Annotated in this window: 19 protein-coding genes; 6 read left to right on the forward strand and 13 right to left on the reverse strand. The window is 70.2% G+C overall.

Features of this window, described 5'->3' with window-relative positions:
• Positions 1-164: 164 nt before the first annotated feature.
• A complete protein-coding gene (locus AB0I59_RS41080) occupies positions 165-1,013 on the reverse strand; it encodes an ion transporter (protein ID WP_358142274.1) in 849 nt (282 codons plus the stop codon).
• 525 nt (positions 1,014-1,538) lie between these two features.
• Positions 1,539-2,153: a 30S ribosomal protein S4 gene (gene rpsD / locus AB0I59_RS41085; protein ID WP_061261523.1), complete on the reverse strand. Its 615-nt coding sequence runs from the start codon at positions 2,151-2,153 to the stop codon at positions 1,539-1,541.
• Between the two features lie 63 nt (positions 2,154-2,216).
• Between rpsD and AB0I59_RS41090 the strand changes: the two genes are divergently transcribed.
• Complete coding sequence (locus tag AB0I59_RS41090; RefSeq protein WP_358142277.1) at positions 2,217-2,981, forward strand: DUF2470 domain-containing protein; 765 nt, start codon at positions 2,217-2,219, stop codon at positions 2,979-2,981.
• A gap of 40 nt (positions 2,982-3,021) precedes the next feature.
• On the opposite strand, the gene AB0I59_RS41095 is transcribed toward AB0I59_RS41090, so the two are convergent.
• Positions 3,022-4,176 carry an ROK family transcriptional regulator gene (locus tag AB0I59_RS41095; RefSeq protein ID WP_061261541.1) on the reverse strand — a complete coding sequence of 385 codons (1,155 nt, stop codon included), beginning with the start codon at positions 4,174-4,176 and terminating at the stop codon, positions 3,022-3,024.
• A gap of 193 nt (positions 4,177-4,369) precedes the next feature.
• Here AB0I59_RS41095 and zwf point away from each other — a divergent pair, with 193 nt between their 5' ends.
• Genes zwf through eda form a run of 4 tightly spaced genes read left to right on the forward strand, consistent with a single transcriptional unit; the run spans position 4,370 to position 9,342 of the window.
• Positions 4,370-5,860: a glucose-6-phosphate dehydrogenase gene (zwf, locus tag AB0I59_RS41100; RefSeq protein WP_358142323.1), complete on the forward strand. Its 1,491-nt coding sequence runs from the start codon at positions 4,370-4,372 to the stop codon at positions 5,858-5,860.
• A complete protein-coding gene (gene edd / locus AB0I59_RS41105) occupies positions 5,857-7,713 on the forward strand; it encodes a phosphogluconate dehydratase (protein ID WP_358142280.1) in 1,857 nt (618 codons plus the stop codon). Before zwf ends, edd begins: the two co-directional genes overlap by 4 nt.
• The gene (locus tag AB0I59_RS41110; RefSeq protein WP_061261526.1) at positions 7,710-8,687 is read left to right on the forward strand and encodes a glucokinase; all 978 of its coding nucleotides are present in this window, start codon (positions 7,710-7,712) and stop codon (positions 8,685-8,687) included. Before edd ends, AB0I59_RS41110 begins: the two co-directional genes overlap by 4 nt.
• Positions 8,688-8,730: 43 nt before the next feature.
• Positions 8,731-9,342 (forward strand): bifunctional 4-hydroxy-2-oxoglutarate aldolase/2-dehydro-3-deoxy-phosphogluconate aldolase, encoded by a 612-nt coding sequence (gene eda, locus AB0I59_RS41115; RefSeq protein ID WP_082777669.1) that lies wholly within the window; start codon positions 8,731-8,733, stop codon positions 9,340-9,342.
• 139 nt (positions 9,343-9,481) lie between these two features.
• Here eda and AB0I59_RS41120 read toward each other — a convergent pair whose 3' ends face one another.
• The 6 genes from AB0I59_RS41120 to AB0I59_RS41145 all read right to left on the reverse strand — a co-directional run bounded on the left by AB0I59_RS41120 (position 9,482) and on the right by AB0I59_RS41145 (position 16,420).
• Positions 9,482-10,420: a carbohydrate kinase family protein gene (locus AB0I59_RS41120; protein ID WP_358142285.1), complete on the reverse strand. Its 939-nt coding sequence runs from the start codon at positions 10,418-10,420 to the stop codon at positions 9,482-9,484.
• Positions 10,421-10,504: 84 nt separating this feature from the next.
• Positions 10,505-11,527: a LacI family DNA-binding transcriptional regulator gene (locus AB0I59_RS41125; RefSeq protein WP_061261529.1), complete on the reverse strand. Its 1,023-nt coding sequence runs from the start codon at positions 11,525-11,527 to the stop codon at positions 10,505-10,507.
• Positions 11,528-11,537: 10 nt separating this feature from the next.
• Positions 11,538-13,166, reverse strand: coding sequence for a glycoside hydrolase family 13 protein (locus AB0I59_RS41130; RefSeq protein ID WP_358142288.1), 1,629 nt, complete (start codon positions 13,164-13,166; stop codon positions 11,538-11,540).
• A 75-nt stretch (positions 13,167-13,241) separates the two neighbouring features.
• Positions 13,242-14,117 (reverse strand): sugar ABC transporter permease, encoded by an 876-nt coding sequence (locus tag AB0I59_RS41135; protein ID WP_358142291.1) that lies wholly within the window; start codon positions 14,115-14,117, stop codon positions 13,242-13,244.
• The gene (locus AB0I59_RS41140; protein WP_358142294.1) at positions 14,114-15,124 is read right to left on the reverse strand and encodes a carbohydrate ABC transporter permease; all 1,011 of its coding nucleotides are present in this window, start codon (positions 15,122-15,124) and stop codon (positions 14,114-14,116) included. The genes AB0I59_RS41135 and AB0I59_RS41140 overlap by 4 nt, the downstream gene beginning before the upstream one ends.
• Positions 15,125-15,127: 3 nt before the next feature.
• On the reverse strand, positions 15,128-16,420 hold the full coding sequence (locus AB0I59_RS41145) for an extracellular solute-binding protein (protein ID WP_358142297.1): 1,293 nt from the start codon (positions 16,418-16,420) through the stop codon (positions 15,128-15,130).
• A gap of 615 nt (positions 16,421-17,035) precedes the next feature.
• Between AB0I59_RS41145 and AB0I59_RS41150 the strand changes: the two genes are divergently transcribed.
• Entirely contained in the window at positions 17,036-18,310 is a 1,275-nt protein-coding gene (locus tag AB0I59_RS41150) for an ABC transporter ATP-binding protein (protein WP_358142300.1), read from the forward strand.
• A gap of 12 nt (positions 18,311-18,322) precedes the next feature.
• Here AB0I59_RS41150 and AB0I59_RS41155 read toward each other — a convergent pair whose 3' ends face one another.
• The 4 genes from AB0I59_RS41155 to AB0I59_RS41170 form a co-directional block, all read right to left on the reverse strand.
• Complete coding sequence (locus tag AB0I59_RS41155; RefSeq protein WP_061261535.1) at positions 18,323-18,955, reverse strand: ACT domain-containing protein; 633 nt, start codon at positions 18,953-18,955, stop codon at positions 18,323-18,325.
• A 143-nt stretch (positions 18,956-19,098) separates the two neighbouring features.
• A complete protein-coding gene (locus AB0I59_RS41160) occupies positions 19,099-19,560 on the reverse strand; it encodes a DUF488 domain-containing protein (RefSeq protein WP_358142303.1) in 462 nt (153 codons plus the stop codon).
• Between the two features lie 105 nt (positions 19,561-19,665).
• Positions 19,666-20,616, reverse strand: a complete 951-nt coding sequence (locus AB0I59_RS41165) for an alpha/beta hydrolase (RefSeq protein ID WP_358142306.1) — start codon at positions 20,614-20,616, stop codon at positions 19,666-19,668.
• 68 nt (positions 20,617-20,684) lie between these two features.
• Positions 20,685-22,490, reverse strand: coding sequence for a glycoside hydrolase family 13 protein (locus AB0I59_RS41170; RefSeq protein WP_358142309.1), 1,806 nt, complete (start codon positions 22,488-22,490; stop codon positions 20,685-20,687).
• Positions 22,491-22,492: the final 2 nt, after the last annotated feature.

Below are 22,492 nucleotides of genomic sequence, written 5' to 3' on the forward strand. Positions count from 1 at the left end.
AGTTCCACAACCGCGACCGCTACCGAAACCCCCACCGCTACCAACTCCGCCAGGTGGACGGCAAACGATGGGCCTTCACCTACACCGGCCCCCGCACCAGCAGGAGCACGAAGCAAGCATGCTGATCGCAGCCTCGGAATCCGGGTCCGCAAGCACCCCGGAACTCAGGAGGGGACGCGATCGGCAAGAGTCTCCCGAAGGCTCTGAATCTCGGCGCGGAGGGCCGCCACCTCACTCAGCACGGCGTGATCCTCCTTGCGTTCCTCTCTGTTCTCTTCTTCCATGGCGCTGACCACGACGGCGATGAAGAGATTGAGGACGACAAAGGTACAGATGAGCACAAAGACCACGAAATACAGCCAGGCCGACGAGTACATGTCCATCAGCGGCCGGGCGATATCCGACCAGGCGTCCCCCGTCATCACCTGGAACAGCGAGAAGAGCGACTTCGGCAGGTCACCGAAGTACTCGGGCGCGGCGGCGCCGTACAACTTGGTGCCCATGACGGCGGCCACGTAGAGCACGAGCCCGAGCAGAATCACAATCGACGCCATCCCTGGCACGGCGTTGAGCAACGCCGAGACCACCCGCCGAAGGGACGGGACTACGGAGATCAGCCGGAGCGTCCGCAGTACGCGCAACGCCCGCAACACCGACAAACCACTCGCCGTCGGCAGGAACGAGATCCCGATGATGACCGCGTCGAAGACGTTCCAGGGATCACGCAGGAAGCGCAAGCGGTACACATACGCCTTGGCGAGCAACTCCGCCACGAAGACGTACAGCGCGACATGATCCACCACGTGCAGCATGCCGCCGTAGCGGGCCACGGCGGACGGGGAGGTCTCGACTCCGAGCGTCGCCGCGTTGATGAGGATGACCCCGATGATCGCCTGCTGGAACCGCCGTGACTCGATGAATTGGCGGACGCGCTCACGCACACATGCTCCTGGGGGTACGACACGAGATCGCCCGAGAGCATAACGGACATGGACAGTCAGGGTGATCGACATGTCCATATGTATGGCATCGCCCCGATGAAGGGGCAGGTCGGCTGTGTGGAGCGGTCCAGGGCCGCCCCCCACGTAAGGCGCAGTGCCCGTGGCAATGCACAGCGCTACGGCAAGGCACCGCACCCATGGCAAGACCGCACCCATGGCAAGACCGCACCCATGGCAAGGCACCGCACCTATGGCAAGGCACAGTGCCCACCGGGAAGGTGCCACAGAAAGGCCGCCGCCCACGGCAAGAGCCGGCGCCCATAGAAGACGCCATAGGAAAGGCCGCCGCCTGCCGTTCCGGGTGCCTCAAGGTGAGAGCCCCACTCCCGCAGCACCATCACGGTCGCACAGCACCATCACGGTCACACAGCACCATCACGGCCCCGCGGTGCGACCTCGGCCCGACCCGCGCCACCGCTCCCTCGCAAGGGGCCTTGGCTTCGCGGGGAGACCTCGGCCCGATGACACCACCACAACGCGGCGCGGCGCGTCGGCCCGGCGACAGAACGGCCGTCACCGGGCCGACCCACGGTCAGGTCACCGGGAGTAGTGCTCGACGACGAGTTGCTCGTCCACCGGGACCACTACCTGCTCGCGCAGGGGGCGGGAGACCAAAGTGAAGCGCAGCTCCTTGTGGTCGACGGAAAGGTAGGCCGGGAGCCGCTCATCGGCGTAGATGCCCTCGGAGGCCGCCACGAATGGCTGCATGGCTCGCGACCTGGCCCGGATCCCGACCACCTGGCCGGGCTTGACCAGATAGCTGGGAATGTCGACCTTGCGACCGTCCACGGTGATGTGGCCGTGGTTGATGTACTGCCGGGCGGCGTAGATCGACGGCGCGAATCCCGACCGCAGCACGAGCGACGCCAGCCGGGTCTCCAGGATGACGACCAGTTCCTCCCCGGAACGCCCCGGACGGCGCAGTGCGAGATCCCAGTAGCGGCGGAGCTGCTTCTCGGACACGTCGTAGTACCAGCGCAGCTTCTGCTTCTCCAGCAGGCGGACGCCGTAGTCGCCGACGTTGCGGCGGTTCGTCTTTCGTCCGTGTTCTCCCGGCGGGTACGGGCGGGCCTCGAAGTACTTGACCGCCTTTCGGGTCAGCGGGACCCCCGCCCTGCGTGAAAGCCGCACCTTGGGACCTGTGTAGCGCACGTTCACCTTCCTGTGGTTAGGTAAGCCTAATTAAGGCAAGCCTAACCTTAGCGAAGGAGGGTCATGCACCCCGTGGAAGCTCCCCCGATCGCGGAGCGGATCCGCACGCTCGCCGCCACTGCCGCGCCGACGCACATCTCCGTCGCCGGAGCCCCCTTCTCGGGCGCCGCGCGCGGTGGTGTGGACGCGGCGGGCCGCCCCGTGCTCCTCATCAAGCCCGGCGAGGCCCTGTACGGCGCGGCCGAGGACGAGCTCGTGGTGACCGTGGACCTGGTGGCGACCCGCGACACAGGCGAGAAGGAGCGACCACGCGGTCTGCTCAAGATCCAGGGCTGGGCGCAGGCCGTACCCGACGAAGAGGTCAGGATGGCGGCGGTGGCGATCGCGGAGCGGTGCCCCGACAGCGACCTCTTCGCGGCGGTGGACGCTGCCGAAGGGCACCTTCGACCTTCGGCACCAGGTGGCGGCCCGACCCCGCGCCTGCTTCGTGTGGATGTCGCCCAGGTCGTCTATCTGACCGGGCAGGAGTCGGGGGTGCTCGACGCGGAGAACTATCTCGACGCGTCCCCGGACCCGTTTCTCGACGCGGCCGAGCGGATCGTGCTCCATGTGAACGCCTGGCACCGCGGTCAGCTCGCGCTGGCGATCGGCCACCTGCTCGGGGAGCCGGCCGGGTCCGACGTGTGGCTGTGGGAGCTGGACCGCTATGGGGCGACGGTGTGGTCGGGCCCGGACCGCCTGATCCGGTTGCCCTGGCCCTCCCCCGCGACCAGCGCGGCCGAGCTCGAACACGCCCTGAGCTGCGTCATGTGCCCACGCCAGTCGTAACAGGAACTGGCGGGGCGAGAGAACTGGCGGGGCGGGGGAACTACGGAGCGCGCGTTCCGTCGATCGCTTCGGGCGACAGGACGCGGTCGATGACCATGAGTGCGCAGCCGGTGATGCCGGCACCGGGACCGAGCCGGCTGCCCTCGATGCGCAGGCTGCGGGTGGCGAGCTGGGTGGACCGCCGGTAGACGATCTCGCGGACGCCCGACACCAACGGCTGGAACATCTCGGCCACGTCTCCGCCCAGCACGACCACGGCAGGGTTGAGCAGGTTCACGGCGGTGGCGATGACCTCGCCGAGCCTGCGCCCGGCCTGCCGTACGACGGCCATGGTCTCGGCGTCGCCCGCGCGGACGAGCGCGGTCACGTCGGCGAGCGACGACACGTCGCGCCCCTTGTCCCGAAGCTCCCGCAGGATGGCGGTGCCGCTGGCCACCGAGTCGACGCAGTCGAGGTTGCCGCAACGGCAGAGCACTCCCCCGCCGTCCCGGACCGGAATATGGCCGATCTCACCCGCCGCGCCGAGCGCGCCGCGCAGGATGTCGCCACCGGAGATCACCCCGGCGCCGATGCGGGTGGAGACCTTCACGAACAGCAGGTCGTCGAGCTCCGAGGCGTACGCCATGCGGTGCTCGCCCATGGCGATGACGTTCACGTCGTTGTCGACCAGGACGGGGACGGGGAACCTGCTCGCGATGATCGGCGGGATCACCACGCCGGTCCAGCTCGCCATGACGCGTGCGCTCTCAGTACGCCCGGCGGCGAACTCCACGGTCGCGGGGACGCCCAGGCCGACGCCGACGACGCCGCCCCTGCCGTCCAGCAGTTTCTCCCATGTGTCCATGACCAGGGGCAGCACCACGTCGGGGCCTTCCTCGACGTCGATCTCGAGGTCGGTGCGCGCCAGGGGCTCCCCCGCCAGGTCACAGATCGCGATCTGGGTACGGCCCGCGCCGAGCGAGGCGACCAGGACCACGCCTCCGGCGGCGTTGAAGCGGAGTCTGACGGGCGGGCGGCCTCCGGTGGACGGCCCTTCGGCGTCCTCGACGATGAGGCCGCGTTGCAGCAGTTCGGCGACCCGGTGTGCCACCGCGGGACGGGACAGCCCGGTCACGCGGCCGATCTCGGCACGGGTCACCGCCTCCCCGCTCCGAATGAGCTGGAGGACTTCACCGGTAGTAGCAAGTCGTGACATCGTGCAAAAGTGAAGCATATCTAGGCACCGAAGTACAACGACTTATTCATCTCAAGTTACAAAACTCGGTTGATGTTGTGCAGAACTTCCGGATAGTGTCCCACTTGTCCCCGTTTAGTCCCTGCAGGAGCAACAGCCCCAGATGTCTGTGTCCCCCCGCAATCCCCTCGCGGCGTCGGAGATCGGCGCACCCATGGGCGATCTCGCGCCATCAACCGTGACCTCCACGCCCCAGCGGCACGCGGCCGATCTGATCGTGTTCGGCGGCACCGGCGACCTGTCCATGCGGAAACTCATCCCCGCGCTCTACCACTGCGACCGTGACGGCCGGCTGGCCGACGAGACGCGCATCATCGCCATGTCGCGCGGCGGCCTCACCGACGCCGACTTCCGCGGCAAGGTCGACTCCGAGGTTCGCCCTGCCTTGCACGGGGACGACGACGAGGGCTGGCAGCGCTTCCTGCGCAGGCTGCACCACGTGTCGCTCGACGTCGGCAGCTCCGACCGCGGCGGGTGGAGCGCCCTGACCCACCTGCTCGCCGGCTACGAGGACCGCGACCGCGTCTTCTACCTGGCCAGCCCACCGATGACGTTCGGGCCGTTCTGCCGCGAGGCGCACGAGGCCGGGCTGGTCACGCCGCGGTCCCGGGTCGTCCTGGAGAAGCCACTCGGCCGCGACCTGGTCAGCGCCCAGGCGATCAACGATGAGGTCGGTGAGATCTTCGACGAGCGGCAGATCTTCCGTATCGACCACTACCTCGGCAAGGAGACGGTCCAGAACCTCCTCGTGCTCCGGTTCGCCAACGCCTTCCTGGAGCCGGTCTGGAACTCCCTCTGGATCGACCACGTCCAGATCACCGTCGCCGAGACCGTCGGCACGCCGGGCCGCCGTGGCTACTACGACCACGCGGGAGCGCTGCGCGACATGGTGCAGAACCACCTGCTCCAACTTCTCTGCCTGGTCGCGATGGAGCCGCCGTCCCGCAACGACCGCGAGTCCATCCGTGACGAGAAGGTGAAGGTGCTGCAGTCCCTGCGCCCGATCGTCGGCTCCGAGGTGGACCGCTTCGCCGTACGCGGCCAGTACACGGCGGGCGAGGGCGTCCCCGGCTATCTGGACGAGCCCGCCAGCACCCCGACCACCGACATCTCGCACCGGGTGGAGACCTACGCGGCGATCCGCGCCGAGGTGAAGAACTGGCGCTGGGCCGGCGTGCCGTTCTATCTGCGCACCGGGAAGCGGCTGCCGGACCGGCGGTCGGAGATAGTGATCCAGTTCAAGGACGTCCCGCACGCGATCTTCCCGGGCGCCGCGCCTAACCGGCTCGTCCTCCGGCTCCAGCCCAGCGAGGGCATCCATCTGCTCCTCATGGCGAAGGAGCCGGGCGCGGGCGAGGTCACCCTCCGCCCGGTACCGCTCAGCCTGAGCTTCGCCGAGACCTTCCAGAGCCGGGTGCCCGACGCGTACGAGCGGCTGCTCATGGACGTGCTGGCCGGCAACCCGACCCTGTTCATGCGCCGCGACGAGGTCGAGGCCGCCTGGCGGTGGATCGACCCGATCATCGAGAACTGGGAGGGCTCCGAGTCCCTGCCCGAGCCGTACCCCGCCGGAACGGCCGGACCGGCCGGCGCCCACGAACTGCTGGCCCGCAGCGGCCGGACCTGGCACGAGGAGGAGCTGTGAACGCGCGCGCGATCGACCCTGTCGTCTCGGCGGTCACCGAGAGGATCCGCGAGCGCAGCCGCGACAGCCGCGCCGCCTACCTGGAGCGGATCGCCGCGGCCGGACGGGAGTTGCGCGAGCGCGGCCCGGCGCGCGGCCGGCTCGCCTGCGCCAACCTCGCGCACGGCTTCGCCGCCGCCGGCCCGGAGGAGAAGGGCGACCTGCGCGGTACGGCGAAGCCGGGCGTGGCCATCGTGACGTCGTACAACGACATGCTGTCCGCGCACCAGCCGTACGAGACCTATCCCCCCGAGCTGAAGCGGGCGGTCCGCGCGGCGGGCGGCGTGGCGCAGGTCGCGGGCGGCGTGCCCGCCATGTGCGACGGCATCACGCAGGGCCGGGCCGGGATGGAGCTGTCGCTCTACAGCCGTGACGTGATCGCCATGGCGACCGCGATCGCGCTGTCGCACGACATGTTCGACGCGTCGCTGCTGCTCGGCGTCTGCGACAAGATCGTGCCGGGCCTGTTCATCGGAGCGCTGCACTTCGGGCACCTGCCCGCGATCTTCGTGCCCGCGGGCCCGATGACCTCGGGCCTGCCCAACAAGGTCAAGGCACGGACGCGCCAGGAGTTCGCCGAAGGCAAGATCACCCGGCTGGAGATGCTCGACGCCGAGGCGAAGTCGTACCACTCGCCGGGTACCTGCACGTTCTACGGCACGGCGAACTCCAACCAGCTGCTCGTCGAGGTGATGGGCCTCCACCTGCCCGGCGCGACGTTCGTCAACCCGCACACCGAGCTTCGGCACGCGCTGACCGAGGCCGCCGCCCGCCGCGCGGTGGAGATCACGCCGCACGGCGACGAGTACACCCCGCTGGGCGAGGTGGTCGACGAGAAGGCGATCGTCAACGCGGCCGTGGCGCTGCTGGCCTCGGGCGGCTCGACCAACCACACACTGCACCTGGTCGCCATGGCCGCCGCCGCCGGGATCACGCTGACCTGGGACGACCTCGCGGACCTGTCCAAGGCCGTTCCGCTGCTGACCCGGATGTACCCCAACGGGCAGGCGGACGTGAACCACTTCCAGGCGGCCGGCGGCATGGCGGTGTTCATCGGCGGGCTGCTGGACGCGGGCCTGCTCCACGACGACGTGCTCACGGTCGCGGGCCGCGGCCTCGACCTGTACCGCTCGGCTCCCGCGCTCAAGGAGGGGACGCTGGTCTGGGAGGAGCACCCCGGGAACAGCGGCGACCTGGACGTGCTGCGCCCCGTCGGCGAGCCGTTCTCGCCCGACGGCGGCATCCACATGCTGGACGGAAATCTCGGCCGCGCCGTCTCCAAGGTGTCGGCGGTCAAGCCCGAGCACCTCGTCATCGAGGCCCCGGCCCGGGTGTTCGACGACCAGCTCGACCTGCTGCGCGCGTTCGAGGCGGGCGAGCTCGACGGCGAGGACTTCGTCGCGGTCGTCCGCTACCAGGGGCCGAGCGCCAACGGCATGCCGGAGCTGCACAAGCTCACACCTCCGCTGGCGGTCCTGCTGGATCGTGGCCAGAAGGTCGCGATCGTGACCGACGGCCGCATGTCGGGCGCCTCCGGCAAGGTGCCCGCGGCGATCCATCTGTCCCCGGAGGCGGCTCGCGGAGGGCCGATCGCCCTGGTCCGCGACGGCGACGTGATCCGGCTTGACTCGACCGCCGGGACGCTGTCCGTCCTCGCCGACCTGTCCGGCCGCACACCCGACGGCGCCCCGCTCACCGACGCCCAGTGGGCCGGGACGGGCCGGGAGCTGTTCCACGCGTTCCGCCGTACGGTCGGACCCGCCGAGCGCGGCGCGAGCGTCTTCGGCGGGTCCGGGGACGGGGGGCGCGGGTGACGCCTCCGTGGCTGGTCGCCGACGTCGGCGGCACCAACGCGCGGTTCGGACTGGTCACCCGGCCGGGAGGGAACCCGGAATCGGTCGCGGTACTGGAAGTCGCACAACATCAGGGCCTGCCGGATGCCGTAGCCGCCTATCTCGATCAGCATGGGGGCGGAGTGCGGCCGGAGGCCGCGTGCCTGGCGATCGCCGGGCCCGTACAGGACGACCGGTACCAGCTGACCAACGCGGGCTGGTCGGGCACGGTGGCCGAACTGGGCATCCCGTACGTCGGGCTGCTCAACGACTTCGAGGCGCTGGCGATCTCGCTGCCGCACCTGGCCGGGGACGATCTCGTGTCCCTGGGCGGACCGGCTCCCCTGGACGGCGCCGTACGCAAGGTGCGTGCCGTGCTGGGACCGGGCACCGGCCTCGGGGTCGCGGGCCTGGTCCCCTCCGACTGCGGCTGGATCCCGGTGCCCGGTGAGGGCGGTCACGTGGCGGTCCCGGCCGTATCCGACCTGGAGATCGAGATCGTGCGGGCGCTGCGCGCCGACGGCCTGCCGTACGTGGACGCGGAGCACCTCCTGTCCGGCACCGGGCTGCCCCGGCTGCGTCGCGGCCTGGCGCTGGTCCGCGGCGCCTCGCCCGAGGCGATCACGCCGATGACGGCGTCCGAGATCGTCGCGTCCGGCGACCCCCTCGCGGTGGAGACCATCGACGTCTTCCTCGCCCTCCTCGGCGGGTTCGCCGGGAACGTGGCGCTCACCCTGGGTGCGCGGGGCGGGGTCTACCTCGGCGGCGGCGTGCTGCCGAGGATCGCCGGCCGCGCCCGTGACAGCGCGTTCCGCGCGCGGTTCGAGATGACGGCGTCGGCCCTGTCCGGCTACGTCTCCGCCATCGCCACGTCGCTGATCGTCGCGGAGCAACCCGCCCTGACCGGTGCCGCCGCCTGGCTCACCCAGAGGGCAAGTAATGTTGAGCTGGTATGACCAAGTATCGGCGCGAACGTTACCTTCGCGCTTGGAGGAATCAATGAGTCTGCTCGACCTTGCGCCCGTCGTTCCGGTCGTCGTCCTGGACGACGCCGAGACCGCGGTGCCGCTGGCCCGCGCGCTCGTCGCGGGCGGCCTTCCGGTCATCGAGGTCACCCTGCGCACGGACGCCGCCCTCGACGCCATCAGGCGGATCGCGGACGAGGTGCCCGACGCGGTCGTCGGCGCGGGCACGATCCGCTCCGCCGCCGACATCACGGCCGCCGTCGCGGCCGGCTCGCGATTCCTCGTCTCGCCGGGGACCACGCCGTCCCTCGTGGACGCCCTGCTGGACGGCGGCGTGCCGTTCCTGCCCGGCGTGGCGACCGCGTCGGAGGCCATGGCGCTGCGCGAGCGCGGCATCACCGAGATGAAGTTCTTCCCGGCCGAGGCCGCGGGCGGCATCCCCTATCTCACGTCGCTGTCCGGTCCGCTCCCCGACGTGCGGTTCTGCCCCACCGGAGGGATCAAGCTCGCGACCGCCCCCGCCTACCTCGCGCTGCCGAACGTCGGGTGCGTCGGCGGCACCTGGCTGACCCCGGCCGACGCGCTGGCCGCCGGGGACTACGCCCGTATCGAGAAGCTGGCCCTGGAGGCGTCCTCCCTGCGCTGAGAGACCCCGACCAGATCCCTGCGGACCTGGCCCATCCAGACCTCGTCAGCCGAGCCATCCTCCCTCGGCGGAGCTGACGGCCATGGTCGTGACCGCGACCCGGTGAACGCGATCATGGAACTCCGGGCTCGTGACCTCCTCACCCGTTGGTCACGAGCCCACTTTTCTGCCCGGAGTCCGCTCGCTCGAGAAGCGCGGCGAGAGTGATGGGATCCTCGTGGGTGCCGGTGCTCGTGCACGCGTGCGCTCCGGCGAGACCGCCCAGCCGTACGCACTCCTCCAGCGGGAGGCCCCGCAGCCGCCCGTAGAGCACACCGGACACGAACGCGTCGCCGGCGCCGTTGCTGTCGGCCACGGGTCCGGGCAGCGGCTGGGCCGGGAAGGGCCGGACGCTCTCCTCGCCCGAGGAAAGGACGTGGCAGCCGTCGGCGCCGTCCGTACAGATGACGAGCGAGGCCCGGCCCCTGGCGGCGATGGCGCGCATGACCTCGTCCCTGCGGTCGCCGAGCGCGGTCGCGGACATGAAGACCACGTCCGAGGCGTAGGCGAAGTCCTCGTGGTACGGGTTCACCCCGTCCCAGTCGTGCAGGTCGGTGGAGATCGTCACGCCGTCCGGGATGTCGGGGTAGACGTGCCGGCAGAAGTCGGTGATGGAGACGTGCACGTGCCGGGCCGTACGCAGGGCGGGCAGGTAGAGGTCACGGGGCAGGCGGGCTCCGGGCGCGGAGCGCGGGTCGTGCAGCGAGAGGCGGCGGCCGTCGGGGCCGACGAGCAGGATGCTGCGGCTCGTGCCCGCCTCGGACGGAGCCCAGGCGAGATCGACGCCGCGCCCGCCGAGATGGTCGCGGATCAGCCGCCCCTGGGGGTCCTCGCCGATCAGGTCGACCAGCGTCACCCGCAAGCCGAGCGCGTGGCAGCCGAGGGCGACCCCGGAGCCCGTGTTGCCGATCCGGTCGATCACCGGCGGCACGTGGTAGGTGTCCCGGTACGGCAGGGGCAACTCGGGCACGTACACCGTCGTGTCCACCCCCGTCCCGCCCAGGACGACCACGTCATGTTCGATGTCTCGCGGCGTCACGCCGCCTCCCTCAAGGGTGTCTGCGACCGCACGGGTGTTTCCTGACCGCGCGGCAACGCGGGAATCAGCGGGGATCAGCGGGGATCAGCGATTGACCAGGGGCCCCGAGCTGGTGGAGCCGCGGACGACGAGTTCTGGCTGGTAGACGAGCTCCAGGTGCTTGGCGGGCGTTCCGCCGATCTCCTCGAGCAGGGTCTCCACGGCGGCGGCGGCCATCGCGCCGATCGGCTTGCGCACGGTGGTCAGCGGCGGGTCGGTGAAGGCCATCAGCGGCGAGTCGTCGAACCCGACCACCGAGACGTCGCCGGGGACGGACAGGTCACGCTCCCGGGCGGCGCGGATGGCCCCGAGGGCCATCAGGTCGCTCGCGCAGACGATGCCGGTGCAGCCGCGCTCGATCAGCGCCGACGCGGCGGCCTGCCCGCCCTCGACCGAGAACAGCGAGTGCTGGATCAGGTGGTCGACGTCGTCGAGACCGAGAAGCTGCGCCATCGCCTGCCGGAAGCCCTCGATCTTGCGGATCACCGGGACGAAGCGCCGCTGGCCGAGGGCTAGCCCGATCCGCTCGTGCCCGAGATCGACCAGATGCTGTACGGCGAGGCGGGCCGCGAGCCGGTCGTCCGGCGAGATGAAGGGCGCGTCGATGTTCCCGTTGTAGCCGTCCACGAGCACGATCGGCAGGCCGCGGTCGGTGAGCCGCGTGTAGCGGTCCATCCTGGCCGTGGTGTCGGCGTGGAGACCCGAGACGAACACGATGCCCGAGACGCCGCGGTCGAGCAGCATCTCGGTGAACTCGTCCTCGGGCGCGCCGCCGGGCTCCTGCGTGCACAGGATCGGGGTGAACCCGTGCTGGGTCAGGGCCTTCTCCACCGCCTGGGCGAACGCGGGGAAGATGGGGTTGCCCAGCTCGGGGATCACCAGACCGATCAGACCGTTACTGCGCTGGCGGAGCCGCTGGGGGCGCTCGTACCCCACGAGGTCGAGCGCCGTCAGCACGGCCTGCCTGGTCGCCGAGGCGACCCCCGCCTTGCCGTTGAGCACCCGGCTCACCGTCGCTTCGCTGACACCTGCCTGAGCCGCGATGTCGGCGAGCCGCGCGTTGGTCATGGGCACAACTTTAGACATTGTTGAGGGCCCACCAGGTGGTGGAATCGGGAGCCAGCCGGATGAGATCCCCGGAAACCATGGGATCGGCGCTCGCCAGGAGCAGCCCGGCCCGGCCCGCGGGGCGTTCCATCTCGACCCAGTCCGGCGTCATGTTGATCAGGCAGGCGAAGCCGCCGTCACGGGCGAACGCGAGGGTTCCGGCCGGGGACTCCAGCCAGCGGATCTCGCCGTCGCCGAGCCCCGGGTGCTCGCGCCGGATCCGCAGCGCCGCGCGGTAGAGGCTGAGCGTGGAGGCCGTGTCCCGCAGCTGCGTCTCGACGCTGAGGCCACGCCAGGCCGGGGGCACGGGCAGCCAGCTTTCGTAGATGCCGGGAGGGGCGAAGCCGAACGGGGGCTCCTCCGTCGCCGTCCACGGCATCGGCACGCGGCAACCGTCCCGGCCGCTGTCGGGGTCGCGCAGCCGCTGCGGGTCCTGGAGGTACTCCTCAGGCAGGTCGAGCACCTCGGGCAGACCGAGCTCCTCGCCCTGGTAGAGGTACGCGGAGCCGGGCAGCGCGAGCATGAGCAGGGTGGCCGCCCGCGCGCGGCGCAGGCCGAGCTCGCCGTCGCCGTACCGGGTGACGTGCCGCTTGACGTCGTGGTTGGACAACACCCAGGTGGAGGGGGCGCCGACGAGCGACACGGTCTCCATGGACACGGTGATCACGTCGCGGAAGCCGGCCGCGTCCCACGGAGTGTTCAGGAAGTGGAAGTTGAACGCCTGGTGCAGCTCGTCGGGCCGTACGTAGTTGGCCAGCCGCTGGGGCGAGGGCGCCCACGCCTCGGCGACGCCGATCCGCTCCCCCTCGTAGGAGTCGAGGATCCGCCGCCAGGTGCGGTGGATCTCGTGGACGCCGTCCTGGTCGAAGAACGGGACGATGTCCGCGCCGATCATCTTGACCTGGTCGGTGTGGCCGACGTCCGGCAGTCCCTCTGCCTTGACCATGCCGTGGGCCACGTCGATCCGGAAGCCGTCGACGCCGAGGTCCAGCCAGAACCGCAGGATGTCGGCGAACTCGTCGTGGACCTCCTGGTGTTCCCAGTTGAGGTCGGGCTGCTCGGGGGCGAACAGGTGCAGGTACCACTGCCCGTCGGGCAGCCGGGTCCAGGCGGGGCCGCCGAAGATGGACTCCCAGTCGTTGGGTGGCAGCTCGCCGTGCGCGCCGCGTCCCTCGCGGAAGATGTAGCGGTCACGTTCGGGGCTGCCCGGCCCGGCCGCCAGCGCCGCGACGAACCATTCGTGCCGGTCGGAGGTGTGGTTCGGCACGACGTCCACGATCACCTTCAGGCCGTGGCGGTGCGCGTCGTCCAGGAGGGCCTTGGCGTCGGCCAGCGAGCCGAAGATCGGGTCGACGTCGCGGTAGTCGGCCACGTCGTAGCCGAAGTCGGCCATCGGCGAGGTGAAGAAAGGCGTCAACCAGATCGCGTCGACTCCGAGTTCGGCGAGGTAGCGCAACCGGCTGCGGACGCCGAGCAGGTCGCCGACGCCGTCGCCGTTGCCGTCCGCGAAACTGCGGACGTACACCTGGTAGATCACCGCGTCCCGCCACCAGCGGGCGGCGGTCTTCGACACCACGGCTTCTTCGACGAGCTCGGTCATTGGGTTCCCCCGATTCTGCGAATAGTGCGATATTTCACCGCCGGTGGACCGGTTCCCCGGTCCATCGGCAGCCGGTCACAACTTGGTGGCGCCGGCGGTGAGGCCGGTCACGAGATGGCGTTGAACGAGCAGGAAGACGACCGCGGCCGGGATCGCGATCAGCACGGCCGAGGCGGTGAGCAGCCCCCAGTCCGACCAGTGCTGCCCGACGAACTGCTGGAGGCCGACGCCCAGGGTGCGCTTCTCCTCCTGGGACATGAACACCGTGGCGTAGGCGACCTCACCCCAGGCCGTCATGAAGGAGTAGAAGGCGGTGACCGCGAGGCTGGGCCGGGCCAGCGGCAGCACGACCCGCCAGAATGTGCCGAACGGCGTGAGGCCGTCCACCATTCCCGCCTGGTCGATCTCCCGCGGAATGGTGTCGAAGTAGCTCTTCATCATCCACGCGCAGAACGGCACCGCCACCGTGAGGTAGGCGATGACGAGGCCGGGGATCTGGTTGAGCAGCCCGAGGCCGGCCATCAGGTTGTACAGCGGCACGATCAGGATGGCCACCGGGAACATCTGCGTGACCAGCAGCAGCCACATCACGCCCCGGTGCCCGGGGAAGCGGAACCTGCTGATCGCGTAACCGGTGGTGGAGGCGACGAACACGCCCAGCACGGTGGTCAGGGCGGCGGCCAGGACCGAGTTCAGCAGCCAGGTCGGGAACTCGGTCTCCCCGAGCACCCGGACGTAGTTGTCCAGCGACGGCTGGTTGAAGATCTCCAGCTCGCTCGACAGCCATCCGTCCCGCGGCTTGAGCGAGGTCAGCACCAGCCAGACGATCGGGAAGAGCGAGATGAGGGTGGCGACCACGAGAGTGGCATGCAGCAGGATCGACGCCGCGACGCCGCGCTCACCGCGGCCGCGTGTCCTGGTCCCCTTGGGACCTGCCGCGACGGTGCTCACCAGACCTCCCCCTGCCGGCGCAGCGCGCGGCGGTAGACCATGGCCAGGACCACGAGCAGCGCCAGGATGAGCACGCCCCACGTGGCCGAACCCGAGTAGTTGCGCACCCCGGTGAACGCCTCACGGAACGCGTAGGTGACCAGGATCTCCGTGGAACTGCCCGGCCCACCCCGGGTGATCAGGTAGATCACCGGGAACTGGTTGAACGTCCAGATCGTGCCGAGCAGCACGACCGTGCTGGACACCGAGCGCAGCCCGGGGACCGTGATATGCCGGAACCGCTGCCAAGGTGTGGCGCCGTCCACCTCCGCCGCCTCATACAACTCGCCGGGGATGGACTGCAGACCGCCCAGGATGGCCACCATCATGAACGGCACACCGAGCCAGACGTTGACCGCGATGACGGCGATCTTGGCCGTGGTCGGGTCGTCCAGCCAGCCGACCGCGCCCAGGCCCGCCGCCTTCAGCATCGCGTTGATCACGCCGAAGTCGCTGTTGAACAGGTAACGCCAGATGAACGCGGACACGAACCCGGGGATCGCCCAGGGCAGGATCAGCAGCACCCGGTAGAACGAGCGGAACCGCAGCTTGCGGTGCAGCAGCATCGCCAGGCCGAGGCCGAGGCCGTAGTGGAGGCCGACGCAGACCGCGGTCCACAGGACGGTCCAGGCCAGCCGCTCCCAGAACAGCCCGCTGGTCAGGATGTCGATGTAGTTGTCCAGCCCGACGAACTCGTACGTGGCCGGGATGACGTTGACGCCGATGGTGCGGCCCACGTTGGCCTCGGTGGCGTCGGTGAGCGAGAGGTAGATGCCGCGGACCAGCGGCCAGCCGACCAGGACGCAGGTGACGATGATCACCGGAGCGGTCATCGCCCACGCGTACCAGTGCCGGGTCAGGGCGCGCCCGATCCGGCCGGGGCTGCCCCCGCGGTGGCCGCGGGCGCCGTCAGCGCCCGCGGCCTGGCCCCTGGCCGTGTTCGCCACACGTCCAGTCGAGGTCGCCACCGGTCAGCTCCAGCCCTTCATGATCCCGTGGTACTTCTCGTCGACCTGCGTGAGCATCTCCTCGGGCTTGGTGCCGGAGAGCAGCGCCTGGTAGCCCTCAAGCAGCGGCTGGAAGAGCTGGCCGCCCTCGGGGATCCACGGCCGGCCGACCGCCGTGTCGAGGATCGGCTTGAAGATGGCCACGTCGGGGTTGCCCTTGACCTTGGCGTCGTCGAAGCTCGACGACCGGGTCGGCAGCAGGCCGAGGTCGCCGGAGACGGTGGCGAGCGAGCTCGCCGAGCTCATGAAGCGCAGGAACTCATACGACGCCTCGATGTTCTTGGAACCGGCGTAGATAGCCAGGTTCCAGCCGCCGGTCGGCGCCCCGGCCTTGACCGAACCCGCCGGGACCGGCGCGATGCCGAGGTTGGTCTTGTCCTTGAACTCCTTGCCCTGGTAGACCTCCGACAACGCCCACGGGCCGTTGTAGATCATCGCGGCCTTGCCGTCCTTCAACGCGGTCATCGCGTTGGCGTAGCTGTCCTGAAGCGCGGGCTTGGCCGCCGCCCCCGAGGCGACCAGGTCCGCCACCTCCGCCATCGCCTTCGCGTTCTGCGGCGAGTTGACGACGATCTTCTTGCTCTGCACGTCGAGCAGGTCGCCGCCCTCGCCGTAGATGAACGGCAACAGGAAGTAGGAGTCGACGTTCAACGCCAGACCGTTGACGCCCGTCTTCGCCTTGACGTCGAGAGCGACCTTCTTCAGCTCCTCGACCGTCTTGGGCGCCTCCTCGTAACCGGCCTGCTTGAGCAGCTTCTTGTTGTAGAGCAGCGCCAGCGTGTCGGTCACCTGCGGCACCGCGTACGTCTTGCCGTCGTACTTCGTGCTGCTCAGCGGCCCGGCCAGGTAGTCACTCTCGTTGTCCACCGCACGCGTGCCGTCCAACGGCTGCAGATAGCCCAGCGAGGCGAACTGCGACGTCCACGCCACCTCCGAGCGGATCACGTCAGGAGCGCCGGTCCCGGCCTGCGCCGCCGTCTGGAACTGGTTCTGCGCCTGGTCCGACGGGACGTTGACGTACTTGACCTTGATCTTCGGGTACGCGGCCTCGAACTCCTTGATCAGCTTCTGGAACGTCGGCCCCTCGCTGTCCGGGCGGGTCGTGTCCCACCAGGTGACCTCACCGCTGATCTGCGCGGGATCGGCGACGGCGGATTTCGCGGGCGCCGCGGTGTCGCCGGAGTCGCTGCTCCCGCAGGCGGACACCGCGAGAGCGAGGGCCGCGGCAGTCGCCGCGGCCGAGATGACTCGCCGCATGTTGTGCACTCCTCATGGCTCAGGGGGATCGGCGTTTCGGTGGGGTGGCCGCCACGCCGGGTGTACGCCGGAACGTAACAGCGATGTGAACGGACATGAAACCCCTTGCAGAAAGTTTCTGCAAATTCGTTACATATGCCACTTGACCCGATTGAACCGGTCATCCCACCTATAGTCCGCATGTCCGAAGCCGTCGGCCGTGCCGTACGCGTCGAGGGTGGCTACGGGGGCCCCACGGGAAGCACGTCGGGACAGCTCCCGGGGCTGCGCGGGGCGATTCTCCGGGCCGCTTTCCGGCCCCATCCGCCCGCACGGTCAGGTGACCGCGAATACTTTCTGAAAGTAACTGAAACCTGTCGATTACCGCCATATACCTGGCCATTTACCACTATTGCGGGAACAACCCGGTACTGGGGAGTAACTAGGAGATGCCGTTTTTCTCACTGTCATGTATGGACAGGCGTGCCCAGACACGATGTACTACCTCATCAATCACACCTATTCCGGGGTCCGGGCACCTTGTGCCCGAGGAGAAGCGAGTCTCCAGATGAGCGAGCGCGGCGAGCGGTTCAACGGGTGCGAATGCAGGGACGGGCGGCCAGCCGGGATGCTGTCATGAGTGCGGTGGTTCTCGACAACGTGACCAAGGTTTATCCCGGCGGATTCCTCGCCGTCGACCGGATGAACCTGCGAGCGGAGGAAGGCGAGCTCCTCGTTCTCCTCGGCCCTTCCGGGTGCGGCAAGTCCACACTTCTCCGAATGATCGCCGGCCTTGAGGAAATCACCGCGGGCGACCTGTGGCTGGGCGGAAAGTTCGCCAACCATCTGGCGCCCCGTGACCGCGACGTCGCCATGGTCTTCCAGAACGGCGCGCTCTACCCCCATCGCACGGTCCGGGGGAATCTGTCCTTCCCCCTGGAGATCGCCAAGGCCGATCCCGGCATGACGCGGGAACGGGTCGTGGAGCTGTCCCGCGCCCTGCACATCGACGAGACACTCGACCGCCGCCCCGGGACGCTCTCCGGTGGCCAGCGCCAGCGCGTCGCCATGGGCCGCGCGATCGTCCGCCAGCCGTCGCTCTTCCTCATGGACGAGCCGCTGTCCAACCTGGACGCCGGCATGCGCACCGAGTTGCGGATGGAGATCTCCTCCCTCGTGCGGGCGCTCGGCGTCACGACCGTGTACGTCACGCACGACCAGGTCGAGGCGCTCACCCTGGCCGACCGGATCGCCATCATGAACCGGGGCGTCCTGCAGGACATCGGTACGCCGGCCCAGGTCTACAACGACCCGGCCACCGCGTTCACCGCGGCGTTCCTCAGCTCGCAGCAGCTCAACCTGCTCGCCGCGACCGTGCGCACCCCGCAGAACCAGTTCATCCTGCTCGACTTCGGGCCGCACCAGATCACGATGCCGTGGACCGATCCACGTGCTTACGCGGTGTCACAGCACACCGGGTCGCAGATCATCGTCGGCATCCGGCCGGACGCCCTCGCCCCGATGCCGGAGAAGGCCGAGGGGCCGAGTTTCTTCGGGCGGGTCCGCACCCTGGAGTACCACGGTCACGAGTGGCTCGCCTACCTCGAGGCCGGGATCCCTTCCGTGACCGTGCCCGAGCCCCCGGACCCGCGGCACAAGGCCTACGCGGGCGGCGCGAACGGGAGCAGGGCCCGGTCCATGATGCGCCGCCTGTGGGGCGCCGCGGACGACGCCGGCGAGCACACGCCCCCGCCGCCGATCGGGGGCACCCACCGCAGGGCGGACCTCATCGTACGGCTCGGCGGGCGGCCCGTCTGGCGGGCGGGCGAGCACGGCCGGGTGGCCGTGGACGTCTCCCGGCTCATGCTGTTCACCCAGGCCGGCGGCAGGATCGACCCGCCGCGCCGCTAGGAGACCGCTCGCCTACGCCTTGACTCCCGCCCTGACCAGGACCTCGACGAGCTCCATCAGCCGGACCATCCGGTCGAGCTCGACCCGGTGGAACGCGGGGCCCTGGCTCCTGGCCACCACCAGGTGCAGGCCGTCCCCCGCCATGGGCGGCAGCGGCACGCTCAGCACGTGCACCGGGCCGTCCAGGGTGACCGACGACGGGCGGATCAGGACCAGGTCCGACCAGGACACCGTCTCCGGCGCCTGCCAGCTGCCGTGCACGAGAGCGCCGTCCACGGCGCTCACCGCCACCGCCCAGTCGGCGCTGACGAGATCGGGCACGGCGTCCACCAGAGTGGGCAACGCGCGGCCGGGATCGGCCGCGACGTGTCCGAGGAGGTCGTAGTCCGGGTTGGCTCCGGGCACCTCGCGCGTCCGCCAGGCGGCCTCGACCTTGGTGCCGGGTACCACGCTGACCCGCTCGCGCAGCTCCTCCGCGCTGAGCACGCCGCTCCAGGACACGGTGAAATCGTCGACGGCCCGCCCGGAATCCCGTTCGAGCACCGTGACCTGCAGAATGTCCGCTCCCATGACACCGAAGGCACGCGCCACCTGGCCGAGCACCCCGGGCCGGTCCGGCAGCGAAACGCGTAGCCGCAGCAGCATCCCGTCCCCTCTCTTCCGGCACCAACAGTGCCGGAAAAAGATTTCGGGCGTGTTCCCGGCAGATGTCACGCATGCTGCCGGCACCCGGCTGTCACTGACGGCCGGGCGCCCGTCACGCCCCGAGCGGCGGGATCACGCGTTCGTCACTGGCCCTCCGCCAGCCACTCGGCGAGGACGGCCGCCTGGCTGTGCCCGATGTCGCGCGTCGCGGTGAGCAGTGTCAGCCCGCCGTGACCGGCGAGGTCCCGCAGGTGCTCCGCGGCCCGCCTGCGGTCGGGTTCGCGCAGCTCGGCGAGGTAGCGCCGGCGGAACTCCGGGAAGCGGCTCGGCTCATGCCCGTACCACCGGCGCAGTTCGGTGGACGGTGCGACATCCTTCAGCCACTCGTCGACGTGCGCGTCCTCCTTGCGCATCCCCCGTGGCCAGACACGATCGACGAGCACCCTTACGCCGTCGGACGGCGAGGCGTCCTCGTAGATCCGCCGGCAGTCGACGGCTCCCCGCGTCCTGGTGCGCGTCGTTCCGTGCGCACTGTCCTGTGTTCTGCCCCGTGTTCTGCCCTGCGTTCTGTCCTGTGCGTGGTGCCGGGTTCTGTGCTCGGTCATGATGGCGCCCCCTGGCCGGCCGCGTCGCACATTCAGGCCCGTCCAGTTTATCCGTCAGAAGCCTTTTTTTCGCGAAAAATCGGCATGCGTACAGCGATGTCTGATTCACCCCTGGGGCGGCAGCAGGAGGGGCAGGGCGCGTTCGAGCGCGCGGGTCCAGTAGGGCCAGCGATGGGTGCCGGCGCCATAGAAGTCGGTGCGGACGTCGACCCCGGCCCGCGCCGCCGCGGCCATGAAGCCGCGGTTCTGCTCCAGGATCGACGCCTCGCTCGCGTCGTGCGCGACGCCGGGCCCGTCCAGGGGGCCCGGCCGGCCGTCACCGCCGGACACGTAGAGCCGCGTCCCCTTCAGCGCGCCCACGAGGTCCGTGGGATTGTGCGCGCGCCAGCCATCCGGACTCGCTCCCGGTTCGCCCCAGATGTCCCTCGGCTCGACCCCGTTGTCCCGCAGGAACCGCCCGAACCCGTCGGGATCGCGGCGGATGTCCAGGACCCCGGAGAACGACGCGGCGGCTTCGAAGACCCCCGGATGCCGTGCCGCGTAGCCCATGGCGCCGTGGCCGCCCATGGACAGGCCCGCGACGGCCCTGCGGTCGCCGACGCCGTACATCGGCTCGACGATCCCGCGGACCTCCTTCATATGGAACGTCTCCCAGGCCGGGCCGTTCCTCCAGTCGGCGTACCAGCCCATCCGGCCCGCCTCGGGGAGGACGACGACGGCCGGGAGATCCGCGGTGACGCGTTCCGCCTCGCCGTAGGTGAGCCAGTCGTCCCCTCCGCTGACGCAGCAACCGTGCAGGAGGTAGAGCACCGGCCAGCCGGTGGAGCCCTCGGTCCACCCCTTGGGCTTCAGCACCCACACGTTCGCGGGCCGGCCCAGCGCGGGTGACCGGATGGTCAGCCGTTCCGCCCGCCCGCTTCCGGGCTCGCGTGCGGTGACCCGCGCGGCACCATCCCGCACCCCCGGGACGGTGCCGCGCCCGCAACCGGACAGGGCGACGGCTGTGAGAACCAGCGCCGCCAGCATGCTCAGGAGCCTCGTGAGTGTCCGCTTCACGAAGCACTCCTGTCACATAGTGCTCGTCCGGTCAACCCTTGGAACCCGCCCGGAAGGCAGGTCCGGCCTCAGTGGAGCCGCCAGACGTGGAAGGCCGGGCCGTCCGAAGGAAGGACGTGCGTGCCGTCCTCGCCTGCGAGCAGTTCCGCCGAGCCGTACACCGGCACGCCCCCGCGGCCGAGCGGCAGCCGTACGGGGTCGTGCGGGGCACGCGCGGCGAGCACGAGCAGCCGCTCCCCCGCGCGTTCCCTGAGGAAGACCAGCGCGTCCTCTGAGGCGTGCAGCCACCGCAGGCCGCCGTGCCGCAGGGCGTTCTCACCACGCCGCAGCGCCGCCAGATCGCGGTACGCGGCGAGGGTGCGGGTGTCCCAGGTGTCGGGCCGGTCCCAGGGCATGGTGCGGCGGCCGTCCTCGCCCCAGGCGCCCTCGATGCCGATCTCGTCACCGGCGAAGACCATCGGGGTGCCCGGAAGGGTGAACATCAGGCCCGCCGCGACCTCCACGAGAGCGCGGTCGCCGCCGCAGACCGTACGGATCCTGGCCGTGTCGTGGGAGCTCACGAGCGACCACGAGTGCGTGAGGGACCGCCAGGACGTCTGCGCGGCGAAGGAACGCATCGTGGTGACGATCCGGTCACCGCCGAGCCGCGGGATGGGCGCGGGCACGCCGAGGAAGGGCAGCCGGACGCCGGGCCCGCGCAGCCAGCTCCACACCGGGCGGGTGAATCCCGCGTAGTTCATCGTCCCGTGCCAGCCGTCCGCGTCGAGGTCGCCGGCGGCGTCGTGGGCGTGCTCGGCGACCAGCAGTGTCTCGGGGTTCTCCTCCGCCATCGCCCGCCTGAAGCGCGCGGCCACCTCTCGGGTCAGGTCGGTCCCGCGCAGCCGGGCGGTCATGTTCGCGACGTCGACCCGCCAGCCGTCCAGCCCGAAGCGGATCCAGCGGCGGACGACCGAGTCGTCCGCCTCGATCATGGCCTGGCCGACCATGGTGCTCGTCCAGTCGAGCTTCGGCAGCGACGCGACGCCCATCCACGCCTCGTAGCCGAGTCCCTCGTCGCCGAAGAGGAACATCTCCCGCTCCGGCGCCCCCTTGTCCGCCAGCGCGGTCTGGAACCAGGGGTGGGTGTGCCCGCAGTGGTTCGTCGTGATGTCGCCGAGGATCCGCATGCCGTACGCGTGCGCCTCGTCCACGAGCCTGCGGTACGCGGCGTCGCCGCCGAGCAGGGGATCGATCTCCGCGAACGACGAGGCGTTGTACCGGTGGTTGGACGGGGCGGGGAAGACCGGGGTCAGGTAGAGCGTGTTCGCCCCCAGCGCGGCGACGTGCCCGAGCCGCTCCCGCACGCCGTCCAGATCGCCGCCGAAGATCTGGACGGACGTGGAGGGTCCGCTTCCCGCGACCGGGTCGTCCCAGCCGCGTTCCTCCGCCCACGCGGGCAGCGTGTGCCGCGCGGAGGAGCGGGCGAACCGGTCGGGGAAGATCTCGTAGACCACGGCGTCGCGGGCCCACTCCGGCGGCGCGGCGTGGGTGAGCAGCCGGAAGTCGCCCGCGTCCGGCACGTCGTTGCCGTGCAGCCCGGTGCCGTTCAGCCAGCGGTAGCCCGGCGAGGCCGGTGATCCGGCGAGCAGGAAGCGGTAGCGCGTGACCGGGTTGCGCGCGACCACGTCGGCCCGCCACCAGATCTCGTGCTCGGTCTCCCTGTCGATGACGGCTTCGGTGAAGTGCGGCTCACCGTCGGGCGCGGAACGGACGTAGACGCCGCTCCTGTGCGCCCTCGGCGTACGGACGAACACCGCGACCGTCTCGCCCGGCTCGGGCGCGAGCGTGCTGACGTGGTCGGCCGATCCGTCGTGGTGGAATCCCCGATCGAGCATCT

Source organism: Microtetraspora glauca (genome assembly GCF_040656155.1).
Taxonomy (GTDB): Bacteria; Actinomycetota; Actinomycetes; order Streptosporangiales; family Streptosporangiaceae; genus Microtetraspora; species Microtetraspora glauca.